We start from the raw sequence: 15,848 nt of genomic DNA on the forward strand, positions 1-15,848 counted from the left end.
CTTCTGCGCCTGGGCTTCACGCCTGCACCTGTAGCAGGCGCAGCACGGCGGCGTGCAGATCCGTTTCCGCCACCGGCTTTTCCAGAAGCAGGGCCCCGGCGCGACGGGCGGCTTCGGGCAGGTCGGCCGAGCGTTCGGCAGTGACCAGAAGCGCAGGCAGGCATGCGCCCAGATCGTCGCGCAAGGCGGCGATGGTGCGCATCCCGGTGTCGCCCCGATCAAGCTGATAATCCGTTACCAGGATCTGCGGCCGCACCCCGGCCCGCAGCAGCGCCCGCGCATCCTCGGTTCCTGCGGCTGCGGCGACCTGCACGCCCCAGCTTTGCAACAGCAGCATATAGGCATGGCGCATCGCCGCATCGTTTTCCACCACGATGGCGGTGCAGCCGCTCAGCCGCAGCCGGTCGCGCGCGGGCGTTTGCGGCAGGCGCTGATCCGGCGCTGCAAGCCCGCCCCGCGCAGCAGCCGAGGGGGCGGGCGGCAGTTGCACCCGGAACAGGGTGCCGCGCCCCGGTGTGCTGTCCAGGGTCAGCTCATGCCCCAGCCGCAGGCAGGCGCGGCGCACGATCGACAGGCCCAGCCCATTGCCCGGAACGGCCGCGTCGGGGGCAAGACGCTCGAACTCGTTGAAGATCCGTTCCTGATCGGCCGGGGGAATACCGGGGCCGGTGTCATGCACCTCGAGCCAGATCATCCCATCCCGGCGCCGGGCCCCGACCAGAACCCGCCCCCGCCGGGTATACTTGATCGCGTTCGACACGAGGTTCTGCACGATACCGCGCAGAAAGACCGGGCTGCTGAGCACCGTGGCGGCGGTGGGCACGAACCGAAGGTCAAGCCCGCGCGCGGCCGCCTGGCCGTGAAAATCCGCCGCCAGCCGCTGAAACAGCCGCCCCAGCGACACCGGTTCGGGCGTCACCTCCAGCGCGCGGCTGTCCAGTTGCGAGATATCGAGCAGGGCCCGGATCAGCTCTTCCGCGCTGTCGAAGGCGGCCCCGATCCGCGCCACCAGATCCGCCTGCACGGGATCGCAGGAGATATCCTCGAGATGCGACAGCAGCAGCTTGGCCGCGCTGAGCGGCTGAAGAAGATCGTGGCTTGCCGCGCGCAGAAAACGGCTCTTGGCGCGGTTGGCCTCTTCGGCGACCTCGCGCGCAAGGTCCAGTTCGCGATTGGTGCGGCTGAGATCGGTCAGCGCACGTTCCAGGTCGCGGTTGCGCGCGAGAACTTCCTTTTCCAGCACCGCCGCGGTCTGGGACAGCGCATAGGTGGAACTGCGCGCATTCTCGACCCGGTCCAGCCGCTCGATCAGGGCCTGGTTGATGCGCCAGAGCTTTTCGATCTGCCGTTCGGGGCTGTCGCTGTCACGCAGCATCGGTCGCGTCCCCGTCAAGGAAGGCGAGGCCGACGAAGGTCTGGTTCACATGCACGCCGCCATGCTGTTCGCCATAGGTGTTGAACCCGGCGATGTTGTAGCGGCGAAACAGCCGGGCAATGATATCCTCCATGCCCGCCTGTTCCAGCGCCAGCCGTCGCAGGATGCAGTCGAAGGCAAGGATCAGGACCGATCGGTCGCCAAGGCGGCTCAGCCGGCTCTCGAACCCGTGGGTCAGATCCTCGGCATGGCCCAGCGTCAGCATGGCGCCCGGCTCGATCGCGGACATGAGCCGAAGCGCCCCGTCCTGCGTTACCTCGCGGATCGCGCGCACATGATGGCGCCCGCCGATGCGCACCAGAAGCGGATGCCGCGCGAAGCTGAGCGGCCCGAGATCCGCCACGGGCACGCCGATCAGCCGGGCGTATTCCTCGGCGGCGGGTTCGTCGTTGATGCCAAGGATAAGCCGTTCATCCGGGCGTGCCGAGGTGACGACCATGCGGGTTGCCGACGGGCTGAAATGGTCGAAGATGATTTCTTCGATGGCGAAGTCGGTTTCGAACAGGCAGAAAAGCGCGCTTTCCTCATGGCTTTCCCCGTCCAGGATCAGCCGCGTGCAACCAAAGCGCAACCCGTCGCCGGCGGATCCGCCCAGCACCAGAAGCTGCGGCAAGGTTGCATCGACGGTGGCGACCACCATCTCCTCCTGTTCGCTCAGCCCATCGATCAGCAGCAGGCCGAAGCAGGTGCGTGTGGGATCGGGCGCAAAGCGTGTCGTCAGTTCGCGCAGCGCATCCATCCAGTCCAGCGCGGGCAGGGCACGCAGGTTGCGCAACCAGACGGCATCGGCCCGGAAATGCGCCGCAGGAAAGCCCACCGCGACCACGGTGTCATTGCGATAGCCGCTGCAGGCGAATTCTCCCGCCGACGAACAGCCCATCACCCGGCATCCCGCGCCCAGCCCGCTGGCCAGCGCCGCCAGCAGAGGCGGGTCCAGATGGGCGGGCGCGCCGAACAGAAGCACCGCCGTCGGGTCGCCGGGGGCGAGTTCTGCCAGCAGCCGCTGTGCGAGATCGGCCGCCCCTCCGGGCACCGTCGCCACGATCGGTCGCCGCGTTGCAACCTCGGCCCTGGTGTCCACGACGTCCTCCTTGCCCGTGCCGCGGCGGATCAGGATGCGAAGATGCGTGCCCGGTTGGCTGCAAGTGCGGCCTGCGTCCGGTTTCGCACGTTGATCTTCTGCATGATCGCCGCGATATGCGTCTTGACTGTCGCCTCGGTGATCGACAGTTCGTACGAGATGATCTTGTTCGGGCGCCCCTGACAGATCAGCCGCAGGATGTTCATCTGCTGGGGCGTCAGCGAGGCGAAGCGGCGCATGAGATCGGCCAGTTCGGCATCGGCTGCGAGGCCCGCGTCGGGATCATAGCCTTCCGGGGTCACGCATTCCCCCGACCACATCCGGTCGAAGGCGTCGATCATGCGATTGCGCGGCAGGCTTTTCGAGATGAACCCCTTCGCACCCGCCGCCATGGCCGCCGACACCATGGCCGAGTCGATTTCGGCCGATATGACCGTAAGCGGCACTCCTGCGGCCTGCCGGTGCAGCGCCATGATGCCTTCGATCCCCTCGACGTCGGGCAGGCGCAGGTCCAGAACAATGGCGTCGGGCGGTGCATCCCGCATCATCTTCTGCGCCATTTCAAGGCTGATGGCGGTGCGCGCCCGCCGCAGACCAAACGCGTGGCTGAGCGTCATCGACAGGGCATCGCCGAACAGCGGATGATCGTCGATGATCAGGATGTCTTCCACGGTGCGGCAATGACTTCTTAGTGCCGTGACGCGGCCTGCGTCCCAGTTCGGAACATGTCCCATTGTCTCCTCCAGATGCGGGCGGGGCTCCTCTCCTCGCCACAGCATGTTCAAGACTAGACCGGGATGTGCAGCCTGCAAACAGCTTTGTGCACCATCGTGCACCGAAGCTGCGTTTTTCTGTCGCGCGACGAAGTGAATCATGGTGCGGCCGGAAGCGGCAGGCGGCGGACAAAGACCGAGCCGCGGGTGTCGGTGGCGCGAATATCCAGCCATTCCGTGCCATTGTCGCGAAAACTGAACTGGTAGACCGGATCCTCCGACACCGAGATTCCGCCCTCGACCGCGAACAGAAGATCATCCCCCTGCCGGACCTCGAGGACATCGATGAAATGGGCGGGGATGTTCAGCAAGGTGCGCTGGTCGCGCTGCAGGCCCGAATAGTTCGGATGACGAAGCATCAGCTTGACGGAATGGCGCTGCCCGCCGTCATCGCGAACGGTTCCCAGGTGCTGCAGACGCATCTGGCCCATCTGCGCCAGCGCCGCCGCCGCATCCTTGGCGGCCGGGGCCGCGCAGCCGCCGGTCGCGCGCACGAAGCGCCCGTCCATCAGCCCCGCGCCCTCGGTGGTCAGACCGATGGCGCGGATGTTGGAATAGCGTTCGACCCGGACGCGCAGTTCGAGGTCAAGCGGGTGCATCGCCGGTGACAGCGTGATCGTGGCCGCGACCGGGGCGGGGTTCTCATCGACCACCAGCACCAGTTCCCGAAGCTCGGGCGCGCCGGGCGGCTGTGTCAGGCGGACCGGAACCAGCGCGGGATCATGGGCGCGGAAGGGCGCCGAAAGATCAAGCGCGCCCGCCGCCGGCGCCGGGTCCAGATCGCCGAGGATGTCATATTGAAGATCGTCCCAGACCGGACTGGGCTGCATCGGATTGTCCGGCGCAGCGGTGGCGTCCGTCGGGGCAGGGGCAAGCATCAGCGAAACAAGCGCTGCGGCCAGCAGGCCGCGCCGGGCCGGCCACGATGGGTTAAGGGTTGACCGAATGCACATTCTTCCCTCTCGCGACGGGTATGGCAACGCCATCAGAACACCGAAGGCGGCTGTTGCAAACACAACTTTCGGCTGACTGGCGTTTCGCGGCGTCGCGCATCATCCTGTGGCGGAGTGCCGCGGCAAGCCGGACTTCCGGCCGGGAGAGGGCGATGCAGGAGCTTCTGGTCATGGTCTGCCTGCTGGCCCAGCCCGACATCTGCCAGGAGCGTCTGCTGCCCCTGCCCAAGGGTGCGGAATGCCCGGCCGTGGCGGAAGCCGCGGCGCATCGCTGGCAGGAGGGCGACGATCGGCATCGCGTGGCGGCGTGGCGCTGTGCGCCGGCGGGCAGTGCCCCCGTGCTGCCTCTGACAGCCCTGAGTGCCGCGGTTCTGGTACATCAGGGGGCGCCGGGGCTCCCTTCGCGCGAAAACCGCGGCGCCATTGCCAATCTTGCCGTGGTCATCGGTGAGAGGTCCGTCGCGGTAATCGATGCGGGGGCCAGCCGCGCGCAGGGCGAAGCGCTCTATGCGGCCATCCGCGCCATGAGCGATCTGCCGATCAGCCATCTGATCCTGACCCATATGCACCCCGATCACAGTTTTGGCGCCGAGGTCTTCCGCGAGGCCGGGGCCGAGATCATTGCCGCACCCGGGTTTGCCGCTGCGCTCGAAGCCCGGTTTGACGGCTATCTGGAAAGCTATGGACGGCAGATCGGCGCGGAAGCCTTGCTGGGAACCCGCATCGCCCTGCCAGATCGTGGGGTGCGGGAAGAGGTGGTGGATCTTGGCGGCCAGACCCTTGTGCTGCGCGCCGTCGCTACCGCGCATACCGATAACGATCTGACGATCCTGCACCACGAAAGCGGAACCCTGTTTGCCGGCGATCTGGTGTTTGCGGGCCTTGCGCCGACGCTGGACGGGGCGCTGGCCGGCTGGCTTGGCTGGCTGTCCGATCCGCCCGAAGCGGTGCGGGTCGTTCCCGGGCACGGCCCGGCAAGTCTGCCCTGGCCCCAGGGCAGGGCGGCGACCGAACACTACCTTACGGCGCTGCGCGACCAGATCCACGCCGCGCTGGAGGCCGGCCGGCCCATGAGCGCGGTTCTGGACGATCCGCCCCCGCCCGGAGAGTGGCTGGATCTGGACATGGTGCATCCCCGCAACGCCGCCGCCGCCTACAAGGAGCTGGAATGGGAATGATCACTGCGGCAGATGCGCCGCAACGATCCGGCCCAGGGCAAAGGCGCGCTGTTCCAGGATCACCGGCGTTTCGCAGACATAGATCAGCGACTGCTGGCGATCCAGAAAGATGCGGGTATCCCAGTCAAGCTGCTGTTCCACCGCGTCGATCCGGTCATGGTCGGGCGGATCGGCGGCCAGAAGCTGCGTTAGTTCGACGCGCCGCGCATCGATCTGATCGTCCAGCGCCCGCTGTTTCAGCGCGTAGCGGCCGATGCCGTTGATTATGCTGCTGCGCGCCCGGTCGATGCGCTGGAACGTGGCGAGATACAGCGCCGTCAGCCGTACCTCATCGGCGCCGGTCGCGAACTCCGCGATCAGGGCTTCGGCCTCGTCGATGGGGGTGCGACGCAGTTCAAGCCGTGCCGCCAGGCGCTGAATCTCGGGTTCGCGCGCAAGGCCTTCGATGTTGTCGTCGGGCAGCGGACCCGACCACACCTGCCCCAGCGACAGATGCGGTATCTTGCGCTGGATGCAGGGCCATTCCGGATCATCGAAGGTAGCAGCGCGGGCCGGTGCAAGACCCGACAGAACCGCCAGCCCCAGCACCGGCACAAGCAGGAAATGCCGCATGTCCTATCCTTTCCTTTTTCGCCAAAGACCCTTGGACGGGTCATACATGTAAACCGCGGCTGCAAAGAACAGCAGCCCGCAGCCCGCGACCACTGCGAAGGCCGTCGGTTCGAAGCGGGTGTAAAGCGCGAAGCGGATCAGTTCGACCGCGTGGGTGAAAGGGTTGAATCGGGTGATGTCATAAAGAAGCAGGCTGGATTCCCGCAGCCGCCACAGCGGGTAAAGCGCGGTCGAGGCGAAGAACATCGGAAAGATGACGAAGTTCATCACGCCCGCGAAATTCTCCAGCTGCCGGATTGCCGAGGAGATCAGCAGGCCGAGGGCGCCAAGCATCATCCCTGACAGAAGCAGTGCCGGCAACACGGCCACATACCCCCAAAGCGGCGGCTCGATCCCCCAGAACCACGCGATGAGCAGAAAGGCGTAAACCTGAAGCACCGAGACAAGAACGCCTGCCAACAGCTTGGAGCCCAACAGGAACCACCTGGGATAGGGGCTGACAAGCAGCGTCCGCATCGCCCCGGTTTCCCGGTCATAGACCATCGACAGCGACGACTGCATGCCGTTGAACAGCTGGATCATCGCGCAGAGGCCCGGAGTGACATAGACCTCGTAAAGCACGTATGTCTGATAGGGCGGCGTGATCGACAGCCCGAGCACGGCGCGAAATCCGGCGGCGAAGATGAACAGCCACACCAGCGGCCTGACCAGCGCGGCAAGGAAGCGTTCGCGCTGATGGGTGAAGCGCAGGATCTCGCGCCAGACGATGCCGCGAAAGGCGATGAAGGCGCCCTTTCTCATGGCGCGGCCTCCGCAAGCCGCAGGATCGCGGCGCCAAGATCCTCGTTCTCCGCAAGGTCGCGCGCATCGCCCTGGGCCAGAACCGCGCCCTTGTGCAGGATCACCACCTGGTCGTCAGGGTTGATTTCCTCCATCACATGCGTAGCCCAGAGGGTTGATACACCGGCTTCGGCGACCAGCCCCCGCACCAGCGCCAGAACATCGGCCCGCGCGCGCACATCAAGGCCCGCAGTCGCCTCGTCCAGCAGCAGGAGTTCGGGCCGGTGCAGCAGGGCGCGGGCAATCTCGGCCCGGCGCTGTTGCCCACCCGAAAGCGTCGTGACCCGGGCGTGAAGCTTGTCCGAAAGGTTCACGAGCGCCAGCACCTCGTCGATGCGCGGCCCGGCCTGCCGGGGTGCGATCCCGTGCAGTGCCGCGTGATAGAGCAGATTCTGACGAAGGGTCAGATCGGCATCAAGCGCGCGGCTTTGAAAGACCACGCCCAGCCGCGCCAGCGCGGCGCCGGGTGCGCGGCGAGCATCGTGGCCGACAACCTCGATCGTGCCGCTCGTGCTGTCATAAAGCCGGGTGACGAGCGAGAACAGCGTCGTCTTGCCCGCACCGTTCACACCCAGAAGTGCCACGAAACGGCCGCGCGGCACATCAAAGCTGACATCGCGCAGCGCCTGCACCGCGCCGAAGGCATGGCTGAGCCCCGCCACCCGAAGGGCGGGCGGCGGGGGCGTATCGGTCGTCAGACCGGCAGGGATCATTCCTTGCGCCGCTCCGTCACGTTCAGATCGGCGTCAAGCTTCATGTCATACTGACCATCCGCGCACATCACGTCGTCGAGGTCATAGGTGCCGTCGTCCTCAAGCTCGATATCCTCGGGGTCGATCTCGCAGTTCATCCCGGCCAGCATGGCGTTGATCCGTTCGATCGTTTCGGCATCGGGTGCGTCGGCGCCATGACTGTCGGCAAGGGCCGGCCCGGCCAGCAAGGCCAGAATGGTGACTGTGGCGAGGGTGCGTTTCATCAGGGGTCTCCTTCAGCGGATGTGGAAGATGGCTTTCTGCGTGTCGCCCGTCGATCCGGGGATGCTCAGTTCATAGGTGCCGGGCACGATGGCGATGAAGGACATGTCCACCTCGCCGGCCGCGTCGAATTCGATGCTGTGCACGCCCATGGGCCGGACCTCGATCTTGTTGATGACGATCTCGTTCACCCAGATGGCGCGAAAGAAATCGCCGCCCGACAGTGCCAGTTCGGCCGAGCCGTCCGCGATTATCTTGAGCCGGTAATAGGTTCCCGACTTGAGTTCATAGGGCGCTTCGGCCACCGGTTGGCCCGAGGCAAGCGTCAGCGGCTCCAACCTTTCGCGGTTGCTGGCCGACATCAGCCCGGCAAAGCCATAGTCGAAGGGCTGCGCCGCCACGGGCGCCGCGACCACAAGCCCCAGCAGGGCAGCTGCACATGCGTGTCTCATCCGAATCTCCTTCCTTTCCCGGGTCATTGCGACGCGATTGCCACGACGCCCCAAGGCTGTTCGCCTACCTGCACCGACTTGATGACCCGGTTCGCGGCCACGTCGATGATCGAAATGTCGTTCGAATTGCCGTTGGTCGTGAACAGGAACCGTTCGTCCGGGCTGAAGGCCAGCTGCCAGACCCGCTGGCCGACAAGCAGATAATCCTCGACCTCATAGGTCTCTCCGTTGACCACCGCGACGCGGTTCGCAGGCCCCAAGGCGATGTAGATCGTGCTGCCGTCCTCGGTCACCTTCAGCCCCACTGGCTGCAGCGCCTCGGGCAGGACGCCCGGCACCTCGAAAGTGATCTTGTGCACGATCTCGCGGGCTTCCGGGTCGATCACCGAAACCGTGCCGCCGATTTCCGAGGTCACGAACAGGACCGAACCGTCGCTGGTGAACTGCGCATAGCGCGGGCGCTGGTCCACAAGCACATTGGCGACGATCTCGTAGGTTTCGGTGTCGATGAAATGCGCCATGTTCGTCGTTTCCGACGTGTTGATGACGATGCTGCCGTCAGGGGTGATGCCCATGCCCTCGGGTTCGACGCCCACCGGGATTTCGGCCAGAACCTGGCGGGTTTCCACATCGACCACGGTGACCAGGTTGTCATCTTCATTGGCAATGTAAAGCGGGTTGCCGGAAGGGTGCAGCACGAACAGTTCGGGGTCGGGGCCAGAGGGCAGCGAGGGCAGCTCCTCGTAGGTTTCGGTGTCGAAGACCCGGACAAGATCATCATCCGAGGCACAGACATAAAGAAAGCGCCCGTCCGGCGATGCGGTGATCCCGCGCGGGCGCTGGCCACCGGCAAAGCTGTGAATCACCTCGAAGCTTGTGCCATCCAGAACGGTGATGTCATTGCTTTTCTCGTTGCTCACAAAGATCTTGTCGGCCAGGGCAGGACCTGCGGTCAGGGCGGTGCAGGCAAGAAGCGCAAACAGTCGCGTCACGGGAACTCTCCTCCTCAGTTCAGGATACAGCGGGTTTCGGGCCGGTCGTGGCCCAGCGTGTCGAGCTGGCTGACCTGATGCAGAAACTCGGGCTGGGGCGAGACACTGGTGGTTACCGGCCCCGAGGTCAGCAGGATCGGTTGCCGCAACTGGCCGTCCCACGGGCGATAGCTGAGCGACTGGCCCTTGAAGGCCGCAAGTTCGAAGGCATCCCCGCGGATATGGGCGACAAGATCCTCGAATGCCCCGGATTGGGTGCGGGTCGCGGCCTCGCCCAGCGACCGGAGTGCGAGCCAGACCTGATAGTCCTCTTCGCGCGCGGGGCGGTTGGCAAGACGTTCGAAACGGGTCTGGAATTGGGTCGCCCCCCATGCTTCGTGTGCCGGGTGCCAGCTTTGCGGCCGCAACCCGGCCGAGCCGGCAACCGGCCGCGGATCCCAGGTGTGGTAGGGCAGCCATGCGGCAAAGAGGCCCGTTTCATCGGCCGCCACCAGCACGTCATGCGCGGCGGCGCGCTGGGTGAACACCGGCATCTGCGCCTGCACCTGAACATGGCCGCTGTCGGTACGCCGCGCGCCGCCTGTGTCCTCATAGATGCGTTCCTCGACGATCCGCGCACCGAACTTGGCGGCTGCACGGCGATAGGCATCGGCAAGGGCCCGATCCTGCGGATGGCTGCCTTCGATCAGCAGCCAGTTTCCCCAGCGCTTCGTGACAAGGAACTGTGCCAGCGCGTCGGTCAGCATTGCGCGGCTGGGCGCGGTGTGCAGCAGGTTCGGCCGGCACGCCTCGTTGCGCAGCGCATCGCCACGGGCGGCCGCGTTGAACAGAAGCGCGCGGTCGCCTGCGGCATCGGCAAGGGCGCCGGTGATCTCGTCGTCGGCCAGGGTCACCACAAAGCGGATACCATCGGACAGGATCTGCTCCAGCGCCGCGATCGCGCCGTCGGGATCGCTTGTCACCTCTTCGGTTGCGAAATCCTGGCCCATGAACTGACCGGTCGTGCCGTTATCGGCCGTGGCCAGCCGGGCGCCGGCAAAGCCCAGATCCGGGGGCGCAAGATCAAGCCGTGACACGGGTGCGCGGCCGGGCCGGTCGATCCGAAGCACGGCGGCGCGGAACTCGAGCCGGTCCTGTGCTGCGGCAAGGCCGGGAACAAGGGCCGGAACCGTGGCCAGCGCACAAGCGCAGGCCAATGCAAAAGCTGCCTTTTTCATCTTATCCTCCCGCCGCCATTGGGGCACGGGGTAGAGGATGCTCCAACCCTTTTCTCATCTTAAGAAATTCATAAGCCCCTGTTTTCAGGCGCAGTCATACTTTGGTTGCATTGCCCCTGCGCGGGCTGCTGCCCATCGTTGGCCATGGGCCGACTGGGGCCGCCGAACGGAGGAGACCGATGCAGAGAATCCTGATCCTGATTGCCCTGATGCTGGGACTTGCCGCGCCGGCGGCAGCGCATGGGCCGCCGCGGCTCAAGACCAGCGCCGAGGTGCTGCTGGACGCGACACCCGAAGAAGTCTGGGCGGTGATCGGCAACTTCGGTGACATGAGCTGGCATCCTGCCGTCCATGCAACCGAGGGCGGCAGCAACGAGGTCGGCGCCATCCGAGTGCTGAGCTTCGATGCCGCAGGTGCGGCGCAGTTGTCGGAAGAACTCACGCGCTATGACGCGACGGCGCGCACCTATTCCTACCGCATCGCGCAGGATGTGCCGCAGGTGCTGCCGGTGACCAACTATGCCGCACATCTGACGGTGAAGGATCAGGATGGCAAGGCGCTGGTGGAATGGCGCGGCGCCTTCTATCGCGGCCATCCCAACAACAATCCGCCCGCCGATCTGAACGATGACCGCGCGATCGAGGCGGTGGATGCCGTCTATCTGGAGGGGTTGGAGGCCCTGGTGGCCCGCTTTGGCCGCATGAACTGAAACCGGCGTCCCGGCGCGCCTAGGGTGCGCCGGGATAGGGCAGGGCCTCGGCCAGCGGCAGGCCCGCACCGGCCCAGCCGTCCTGCCCCTCGGCGAACCAGCGCACATGCGTGAACCCAAGCTCCTGCGCCCGCTTCGCCGCATTCCAGGACATCCAGCAATCGGCCTTGCAGAAGATCACGATGGGCGCAGTGCGATCGCCGCCGGTCATCGCGGTCAGGGCAGTGTGAAACCAGCTTTCGGTTTCAGGGGCGATGCGGTCATAGCCGGTTCCGGGAAGCCAGATGGCGCCGGGGATGGTGCGGTGGGGCGGGCTGCGCCAGATCGTGCCCTCGGGCAGGCCCTCGGGCCGCCGTTCATGCGGCAATACATCGACGAAAACCGCGCCTGCCGCGTGAAGCTCGGCGGCCTGGGCAATGGACAGGGCAGGCGCACCGGCCAGCGTGGCCGGCACCGGTGCACGATAGGGCGCGCTGCGATAGCCCTGAGGTTCATCGACCGCCAGGGCGGGCGCTGATGTCAGAAGCATCAGCGCGAGTGCGGCCATACCGGGGTGCAACCTGTGCATCCTTTGCCCCTCGCCCATCGGGCCGTCCTCACTCCTGCCGGCTCCGGCCTGCGTCACGGCGCCGGTTTCAGTGCCGTGCCATAATCATCCACCAGCGGAACGCCAGCTTCCCGCAGGATGTCATCGATGGCCTCCTGGTTGCGTCGGATCAGGCTGTTGAGCTGGTTCTTCCATACCGTCTCGCCCGCGCGCACGCCCATGGTGATCCGGTAAAACAGCCGTGGCGCGCCCTCTTCCTTCAGCAACGGGGTCACGATCAGGCCGCGTTCCTGCGCCATCGGCCCGCCGATCGGCCCCCAGAGCAGGGCGAGATCGATCTCGCCCGCCTCGAGATCGTCCAGCATCTCGCCGGCCGGGTTTTCCACGCGCCGGTCCACCATCAGGTCATAGCCCTTCGCGCGCCCGATCAGACCGTGCCGCGCAAGATGACTGGCGGGGGGGCTGCCCGCGATCACGCCGATCCGGTGGCCCTGCAGCGCCGGATCCGACAGGTGGTCCACGCTTGCCAGCGGGCTGTCGGACCGTGCCACGATCACATGCGTCGAGGTATAGTAATGGTTGGTGTTCAGCACCAGTTCATGCCCCTGGGCATAGCCGATCACCACATCGCAGCGCCCCGGCTGCAGGGTGTTGCGCACAAAGCCGGTCACCATCGGAAACCAGGTGTATTCGAGTGGCAGGTCAAGCACCCCGGCCAGGTATTCCGCGATCCGGTTCTCGAACCCGCTGCCATCCCGATGCGACACCGGGCTGTTTGCAGGGTCGGCGCAAACGCGGAAGGCCGATTGCGACACGAGGTCGGCAACCTGCGCCTGGCCTGCCCCGGCGCCAACCAGCAGCAGGGCCGAGGCGGTGGCGCAGGCGCGGATCAGCTCATGCATTGGGCTTCGACCTCGGCATAGGCCTCGGGCTTGTCAGCCCGCCGTTCGGGGCGGCCGCGATCCAGTTCGCCGGCGCCGCGGGCGCGCAGATAGGTCCAGATATCCTCGATATAGCACATGACGTTCTGGTTGGTGCCGAAGGCCGGCATGACGGAATTGTCCGAGGCCCCCACGCGCGAACGGCCGCTGGCCACGACCTCGAGGAAATCGTAATAGTCCATCCGCATCGCCGAGGTTTTCAACGCCGGTGCATAGGATGAACCTTCCCCGTCCGGGCCGTGGCAGACATGGCATTCGGCGTGATAGCGGCGAAAGCCGGAAAAGGTAGGCCAGTCCACTGTCCCGTCTTCGGCGATGGCAAAGGTGGGGATGTCGTCGGCATTGAAGGCGCGTACGCCATCATCATAGGCAACTGCCACATCGGCGGCGTGGGCAGCACCGCCAACCGCAAGCGACAGCATCGCGAACGCCAGAACGGGCGCGGTAACTTTCATCTCGATCTCCTCCCAAAGATAACGCCGCCCTCAGGATAGGACCGGGGGCGGCGTCTGTCACTCGAAGCGGTCTCAGACTTTAGTCTGGCGGCGGCAGGTTTCCCCGGCCGCAGCCAGAGATCGGCCCTAGTTCGGCAGGGCAAAGACCGTCAGCTGCCCGCCAAGGGCGGTGTAGTCGGACAGCGCCGCATAGCCGCCGACCGCGCCAAGCCCGTCGTTGGGATTTGTGAGGCCCGCCGCAAGGCCGATGCCTGCCCAGCCACCGATGCCCGAAAGCACGCCGATATACTGGCGCCCGTCATGTTCGTAGGTCATGACGTTGCCGATGATGCCCGAGGGCGTCTTGAAGCGGTACAGCTCCTCCCCGGTTTCGGCATCGACCGCCTTGAGGAAACCCTCGAGCGTGCCATAGAACACCACGTCGCCCGCCGTTGCCAGCGCACCCGACCAGACCGAGAACTGTTCGGGAAGCGACCACTTGATCTCGCCCTCGACAGCGTCCCAGGCGATGAAGTTGCCCATGCCGCCGTGGCTGTCGGGCGCGGGATACATCGACAGGGTCGCGCCAACATAGGGCTGGCCTGCGGTGTAGCTGACGCGGAAGGGCTCGTAATCCATGCAGACGTGGTTCGTCGGCACGTAGAACAGTCCGGTATTCGGCGAATAGGCGGCCGGCTGCTGGTCCTTGGTGCCAAGGGCTGCGGGGCAGATGCCGGTGGTGTTGACATCCTCACCCTGCTGGGCGGTCGAATACTCGGCCACGACCTGGGGGCGACCATACTGGTCGGACTCCGGGTCCATCTCGACATGCGTCGCCCAGTTCACCGCCGGGTCGTATTTCTCGGCCAGCAGCAATTCGCCGGTTTCGCGGTCCATCGTATAGGCAAAGCCGTTCCGGTCGAAGTTGACCAGCAGCTTGCGCATTTCGCCGTTGAACTCCTTGTCGACAAGGATGTTCTCGTTCACGCCGTCATAGTCCCATTCGTCATGCGGGGTTTTCTGATAGACCCATTTCGCCACGCCCGTATCGGCATCGCGCGCCATGATGGTCATCGACCATTTGTTGTCGCCCGGCCGTTGCGAGGGATTCCAGGTCGAGGGGTTGCCGGTGCCGTAATAGACAAGGTTCAGTTCCGGATCATAGCTGAACCAGCCCCAGGTGGTGCCGCCGCCGATCTGCCACTGATCCCCCTCCCAGCTGTCGAGCGACGAATTGGCGCCGACCGGCTTGCCCAGGGACATGGTGTTTTCCGGGTCGAACAGCATCTCGTCGTCCGGTCCGGTCGAATAGGCGCGCCAGACCAGGTCGCCGCTGGCAATGTCATAGGCGGTGACATGGCCGCGCACCCCGTATTCTCCGCCGGAAATGCCGACGATCACCTTGTCGTTCACCGGCAGCACGGTGGCGGTGTTGGTTTCCCCCTTGGCGGGATCGCCATTCACCACCGACCATTTCACCTCGCCGGTCTTGGCATCAAGCGCCACCAGCGTTGTATCGGCCTGATGCAGGAAGATGGTGTCATCGGCATAGGCAACGCCGCGATAGACGGTGTCACAGCACATGACGCCGATCACCTCGGGGTCCTGCTGCGGCTCGTAGCGCCAGATGATGCGGCCATTGTCGTTGAGATCAAGCGCATAGACCGTGTTCGGGAAGGGGGTATGGACATACATCACCCCGTCAACCACCAGGGGCGAGCCTTCGTGCCCGCGCAGCACGCCGGTCGAGAACGTCCAGGCGACCTGCAGGTTCGAGACGTTGTCGCGATTGATCTGGTCAAGCTCGGAGAACCGGGTATTGGCGTAATCCCCGGTCTGGATCGCCCATTGCGTCGAATCCCCGATGCCCTCCATGACGGATTCGTTGGCAAAGAGCGGTGCGGCACTCAGCATGAGGCTCGCGGTCAGGCTCATGGACAGTAATCTCATAGGCTCCTCCTCCCGGTTCAGAAACGAGAAGGCCGCAAGAGGCCCAGGACATGCTTCGGGCCAGGTGGCGTGGCTCTTAAGACCTTCTTATTAGCGAGCTTAGGCAGCGGCGTTTTGTCACGTCAACGATGATGGCCGGGGTCTAAGCCCAAAGTATGAGCGTTTTGAAAACCCGTCCGCGCGGCTCAGGGGGCGGGCGAGACGCTGGCAAGATAGGCTATCAGGTCGGCGCGCTCGCCCTCGTTGCGGATGCCGGCGAAGGTCATCTTCGTGCCCGGAACGCTGGCGCGTGGATTGGTGATGAAGGCGTCCAGCGCCTCGGCATCCCAGACAAGGCCGGCGGCGCCGGCCTCGATCATGGCGGGCGAGAAACCAAAGCCCTCGTGGGCGCCCGCCTGCCTGCCCAGGACCCCGTGCAGGTTGGGGCCGGCGCGGTTGCTGCCGCCCTCCTCCACCTGATGACAGGCCTGACATTTGCGGAAGGCGCGCTCTCCCTTGGCGGGATCTCCCTCGGCCAGTGCCGCGGGGGCGATGCTGAGCGCAAGAAGAAACGGTATGCTGCGAATGATCATGGGATATGTCCTTGGATTGCGCGCGCGCAGGCCCGCGCGGCGCTGGCCGTCCCGCCGCCCCCCGCGGGGGCAGCGGTTCGACGCGGCATGTCAGTATATGACGACCGAGCGGATGCTCTGGCCCTGTTTCATCAGGTCGAAGCCCTTGTTGATGTCGTCAAGCGGCATGGTGTGGGTGATCATCGGG

The 15,848-nt window shown here is 65.5% G+C and carries 18 protein-coding genes; 2 read left to right on the plus strand and 16 right to left on the minus strand.

Annotated elements, in window-relative coordinates; genetic code table 11:
- Positions 1–16: 16 nt before the first annotated feature.
- The 4 genes from ACFQXB_RS08050 to ACFQXB_RS08065 all read right to left on the minus strand — a co-directional run bounded on the left by ACFQXB_RS08050 (position 17) and on the right by ACFQXB_RS08065 (position 4,242).
- A complete protein-coding gene (locus ACFQXB_RS08050; protein ID WP_377401811.1) occupies positions 17–1,375 on the minus strand; it encodes an ATP-binding response regulator in 1,359 nt (452 codons plus the stop codon).
- On the minus strand, positions 1,365–2,516 hold the full coding sequence (locus ACFQXB_RS08055) for an FIST N-terminal domain-containing protein (protein WP_377401814.1): 1,152 nt from the start codon (positions 2,514–2,516) through the stop codon (positions 1,365–1,367). Before ACFQXB_RS08055 ends, ACFQXB_RS08050 begins: the two co-directional genes overlap by 11 nt.
- Positions 2,517–2,545: 29 nt before the next feature.
- Positions 2,546–3,250 (minus strand): response regulator, encoded by a 705-nt coding sequence (locus tag ACFQXB_RS08060; protein ID WP_377401817.1) that lies wholly within the window; start codon positions 3,248–3,250, stop codon positions 2,546–2,548.
- 137 nt (positions 3,251–3,387) lie between these two features.
- Positions 3,388–4,242, minus strand: a complete 855-nt coding sequence (locus ACFQXB_RS08065) for a quinoprotein dehydrogenase-associated SoxYZ-like carrier (protein ID WP_377401820.1) — start codon at positions 4,240–4,242, stop codon at positions 3,388–3,390.
- Between the two features lie 152 nt (positions 4,243–4,394).
- Between ACFQXB_RS08065 and ACFQXB_RS08070 the strand changes: the two genes are divergently transcribed.
- A complete protein-coding gene (locus tag ACFQXB_RS08070) occupies positions 4,395–5,420 on the plus strand; it encodes a quinoprotein relay system zinc metallohydrolase 2 (protein ID WP_377401823.1) in 1,026 nt (341 codons plus the stop codon).
- Here the strand turns inward: ACFQXB_RS08070 and ACFQXB_RS08075 are convergent, their stop codons facing one another.
- Genes ACFQXB_RS08075 through ACFQXB_RS08105 form a run of 7 tightly spaced genes read right to left on the minus strand, consistent with a single transcriptional unit; the run spans position 5,421 to position 10,507 of the window.
- A complete protein-coding gene (locus ACFQXB_RS08075; protein WP_377401826.1) occupies positions 5,421–6,032 on the minus strand; it encodes a hypothetical protein in 612 nt (203 codons plus the stop codon). It lies immediately after the preceding gene.
- A 3-nt stretch (positions 6,033–6,035) separates the two neighbouring features.
- Positions 6,036–6,833 carry an ABC transporter permease gene (locus ACFQXB_RS08080; protein ID WP_377401829.1) on the minus strand — a complete coding sequence of 266 codons (798 nt, stop codon included), beginning with the start codon at positions 6,831–6,833 and terminating at the stop codon, positions 6,036–6,038.
- Positions 6,830–7,585 carry an ATP-binding cassette domain-containing protein gene (locus tag ACFQXB_RS08085; RefSeq protein WP_377401832.1) on the minus strand — a complete coding sequence of 252 codons (756 nt, stop codon included), beginning with the start codon at positions 7,583–7,585 and terminating at the stop codon, positions 6,830–6,832. Before ACFQXB_RS08085 ends, ACFQXB_RS08080 begins: the two co-directional genes overlap by 4 nt.
- A complete protein-coding gene (locus ACFQXB_RS08090) occupies positions 7,582–7,848 on the minus strand; it encodes a PepSY domain-containing protein (RefSeq protein WP_377401835.1) in 267 nt (88 codons plus the stop codon). The genes ACFQXB_RS08085 and ACFQXB_RS08090 overlap by 4 nt, the downstream gene beginning before the upstream one ends.
- A gap of 12 nt (positions 7,849–7,860) precedes the next feature.
- Complete coding sequence (locus ACFQXB_RS08095) at positions 7,861–8,298, minus strand: hypothetical protein (protein ID WP_377401838.1); 438 nt, start codon at positions 8,296–8,298, stop codon at positions 7,861–7,863.
- 23 nt (positions 8,299–8,321) lie between these two features.
- Positions 8,322–9,290 (minus strand): YVTN family beta-propeller repeat protein, encoded by a 969-nt coding sequence (locus ACFQXB_RS08100; protein ID WP_377401840.1) that lies wholly within the window; start codon positions 9,288–9,290, stop codon positions 8,322–8,324.
- Positions 9,291–9,304: 14 nt separating this feature from the next.
- Positions 9,305–10,507 (minus strand): ABC transporter substrate-binding protein, encoded by a 1,203-nt coding sequence (locus ACFQXB_RS08105; protein ID WP_377401843.1) that lies wholly within the window; start codon positions 10,505–10,507, stop codon positions 9,305–9,307.
- Between the two features lie 179 nt (positions 10,508–10,686).
- Between ACFQXB_RS08105 and ACFQXB_RS08110 the strand changes: the two genes are divergently transcribed.
- A complete protein-coding gene (locus ACFQXB_RS08110) occupies positions 10,687–11,217 on the plus strand; it encodes an SRPBCC family protein (RefSeq protein ID WP_377401846.1) in 531 nt (176 codons plus the stop codon).
- Between the two features lie 19 nt (positions 11,218–11,236).
- Here the strand turns inward: ACFQXB_RS08110 and ACFQXB_RS08115 are convergent, their stop codons facing one another.
- The 5 genes from ACFQXB_RS08115 to ACFQXB_RS08135 all read right to left on the minus strand — a co-directional run bounded on the left by ACFQXB_RS08115 (position 11,237) and on the right by ACFQXB_RS08135 (position 15,661).
- Complete coding sequence (locus tag ACFQXB_RS08115; protein ID WP_377401849.1) at positions 11,237–11,785, minus strand: PQQ-dependent catabolism-associated CXXCW motif protein; 549 nt, start codon at positions 11,783–11,785, stop codon at positions 11,237–11,239.
- 53 nt (positions 11,786–11,838) lie between these two features.
- Positions 11,839–12,666, minus strand: a complete 828-nt coding sequence (locus ACFQXB_RS08120) for a substrate-binding domain-containing protein (RefSeq protein ID WP_377401852.1) — start codon at positions 12,664–12,666, stop codon at positions 11,839–11,841.
- A complete protein-coding gene (locus ACFQXB_RS08125; protein WP_377401855.1) occupies positions 12,654–13,160 on the minus strand; it encodes a c-type cytochrome, methanol metabolism-related in 507 nt (168 codons plus the stop codon). The genes ACFQXB_RS08120 and ACFQXB_RS08125 overlap by 13 nt, the downstream gene beginning before the upstream one ends.
- Before the next feature lie 126 nt (positions 13,161–13,286).
- Positions 13,287–15,053: a methanol/ethanol family PQQ-dependent dehydrogenase gene (locus ACFQXB_RS08130; protein WP_377401906.1), complete on the minus strand. Its 1,767-nt coding sequence runs from the start codon at positions 15,051–15,053 to the stop codon at positions 13,287–13,289.
- A gap of 221 nt (positions 15,054–15,274) precedes the next feature.
- Positions 15,275–15,661 carry a c-type cytochrome gene (locus tag ACFQXB_RS08135; protein ID WP_377401858.1) on the minus strand — a complete coding sequence of 129 codons (387 nt, stop codon included), beginning with the start codon at positions 15,659–15,661 and terminating at the stop codon, positions 15,275–15,277.
- Positions 15,662–15,848: the final 187 nt, after the last annotated feature.

Source organism: Halodurantibacterium daqingense (genome assembly GCF_042666235.1).
GTDB lineage: Bacteria > Pseudomonadota > Alphaproteobacteria > Rhodobacterales > Rhodobacteraceae > Halodurantibacterium > Halodurantibacterium daqingensis.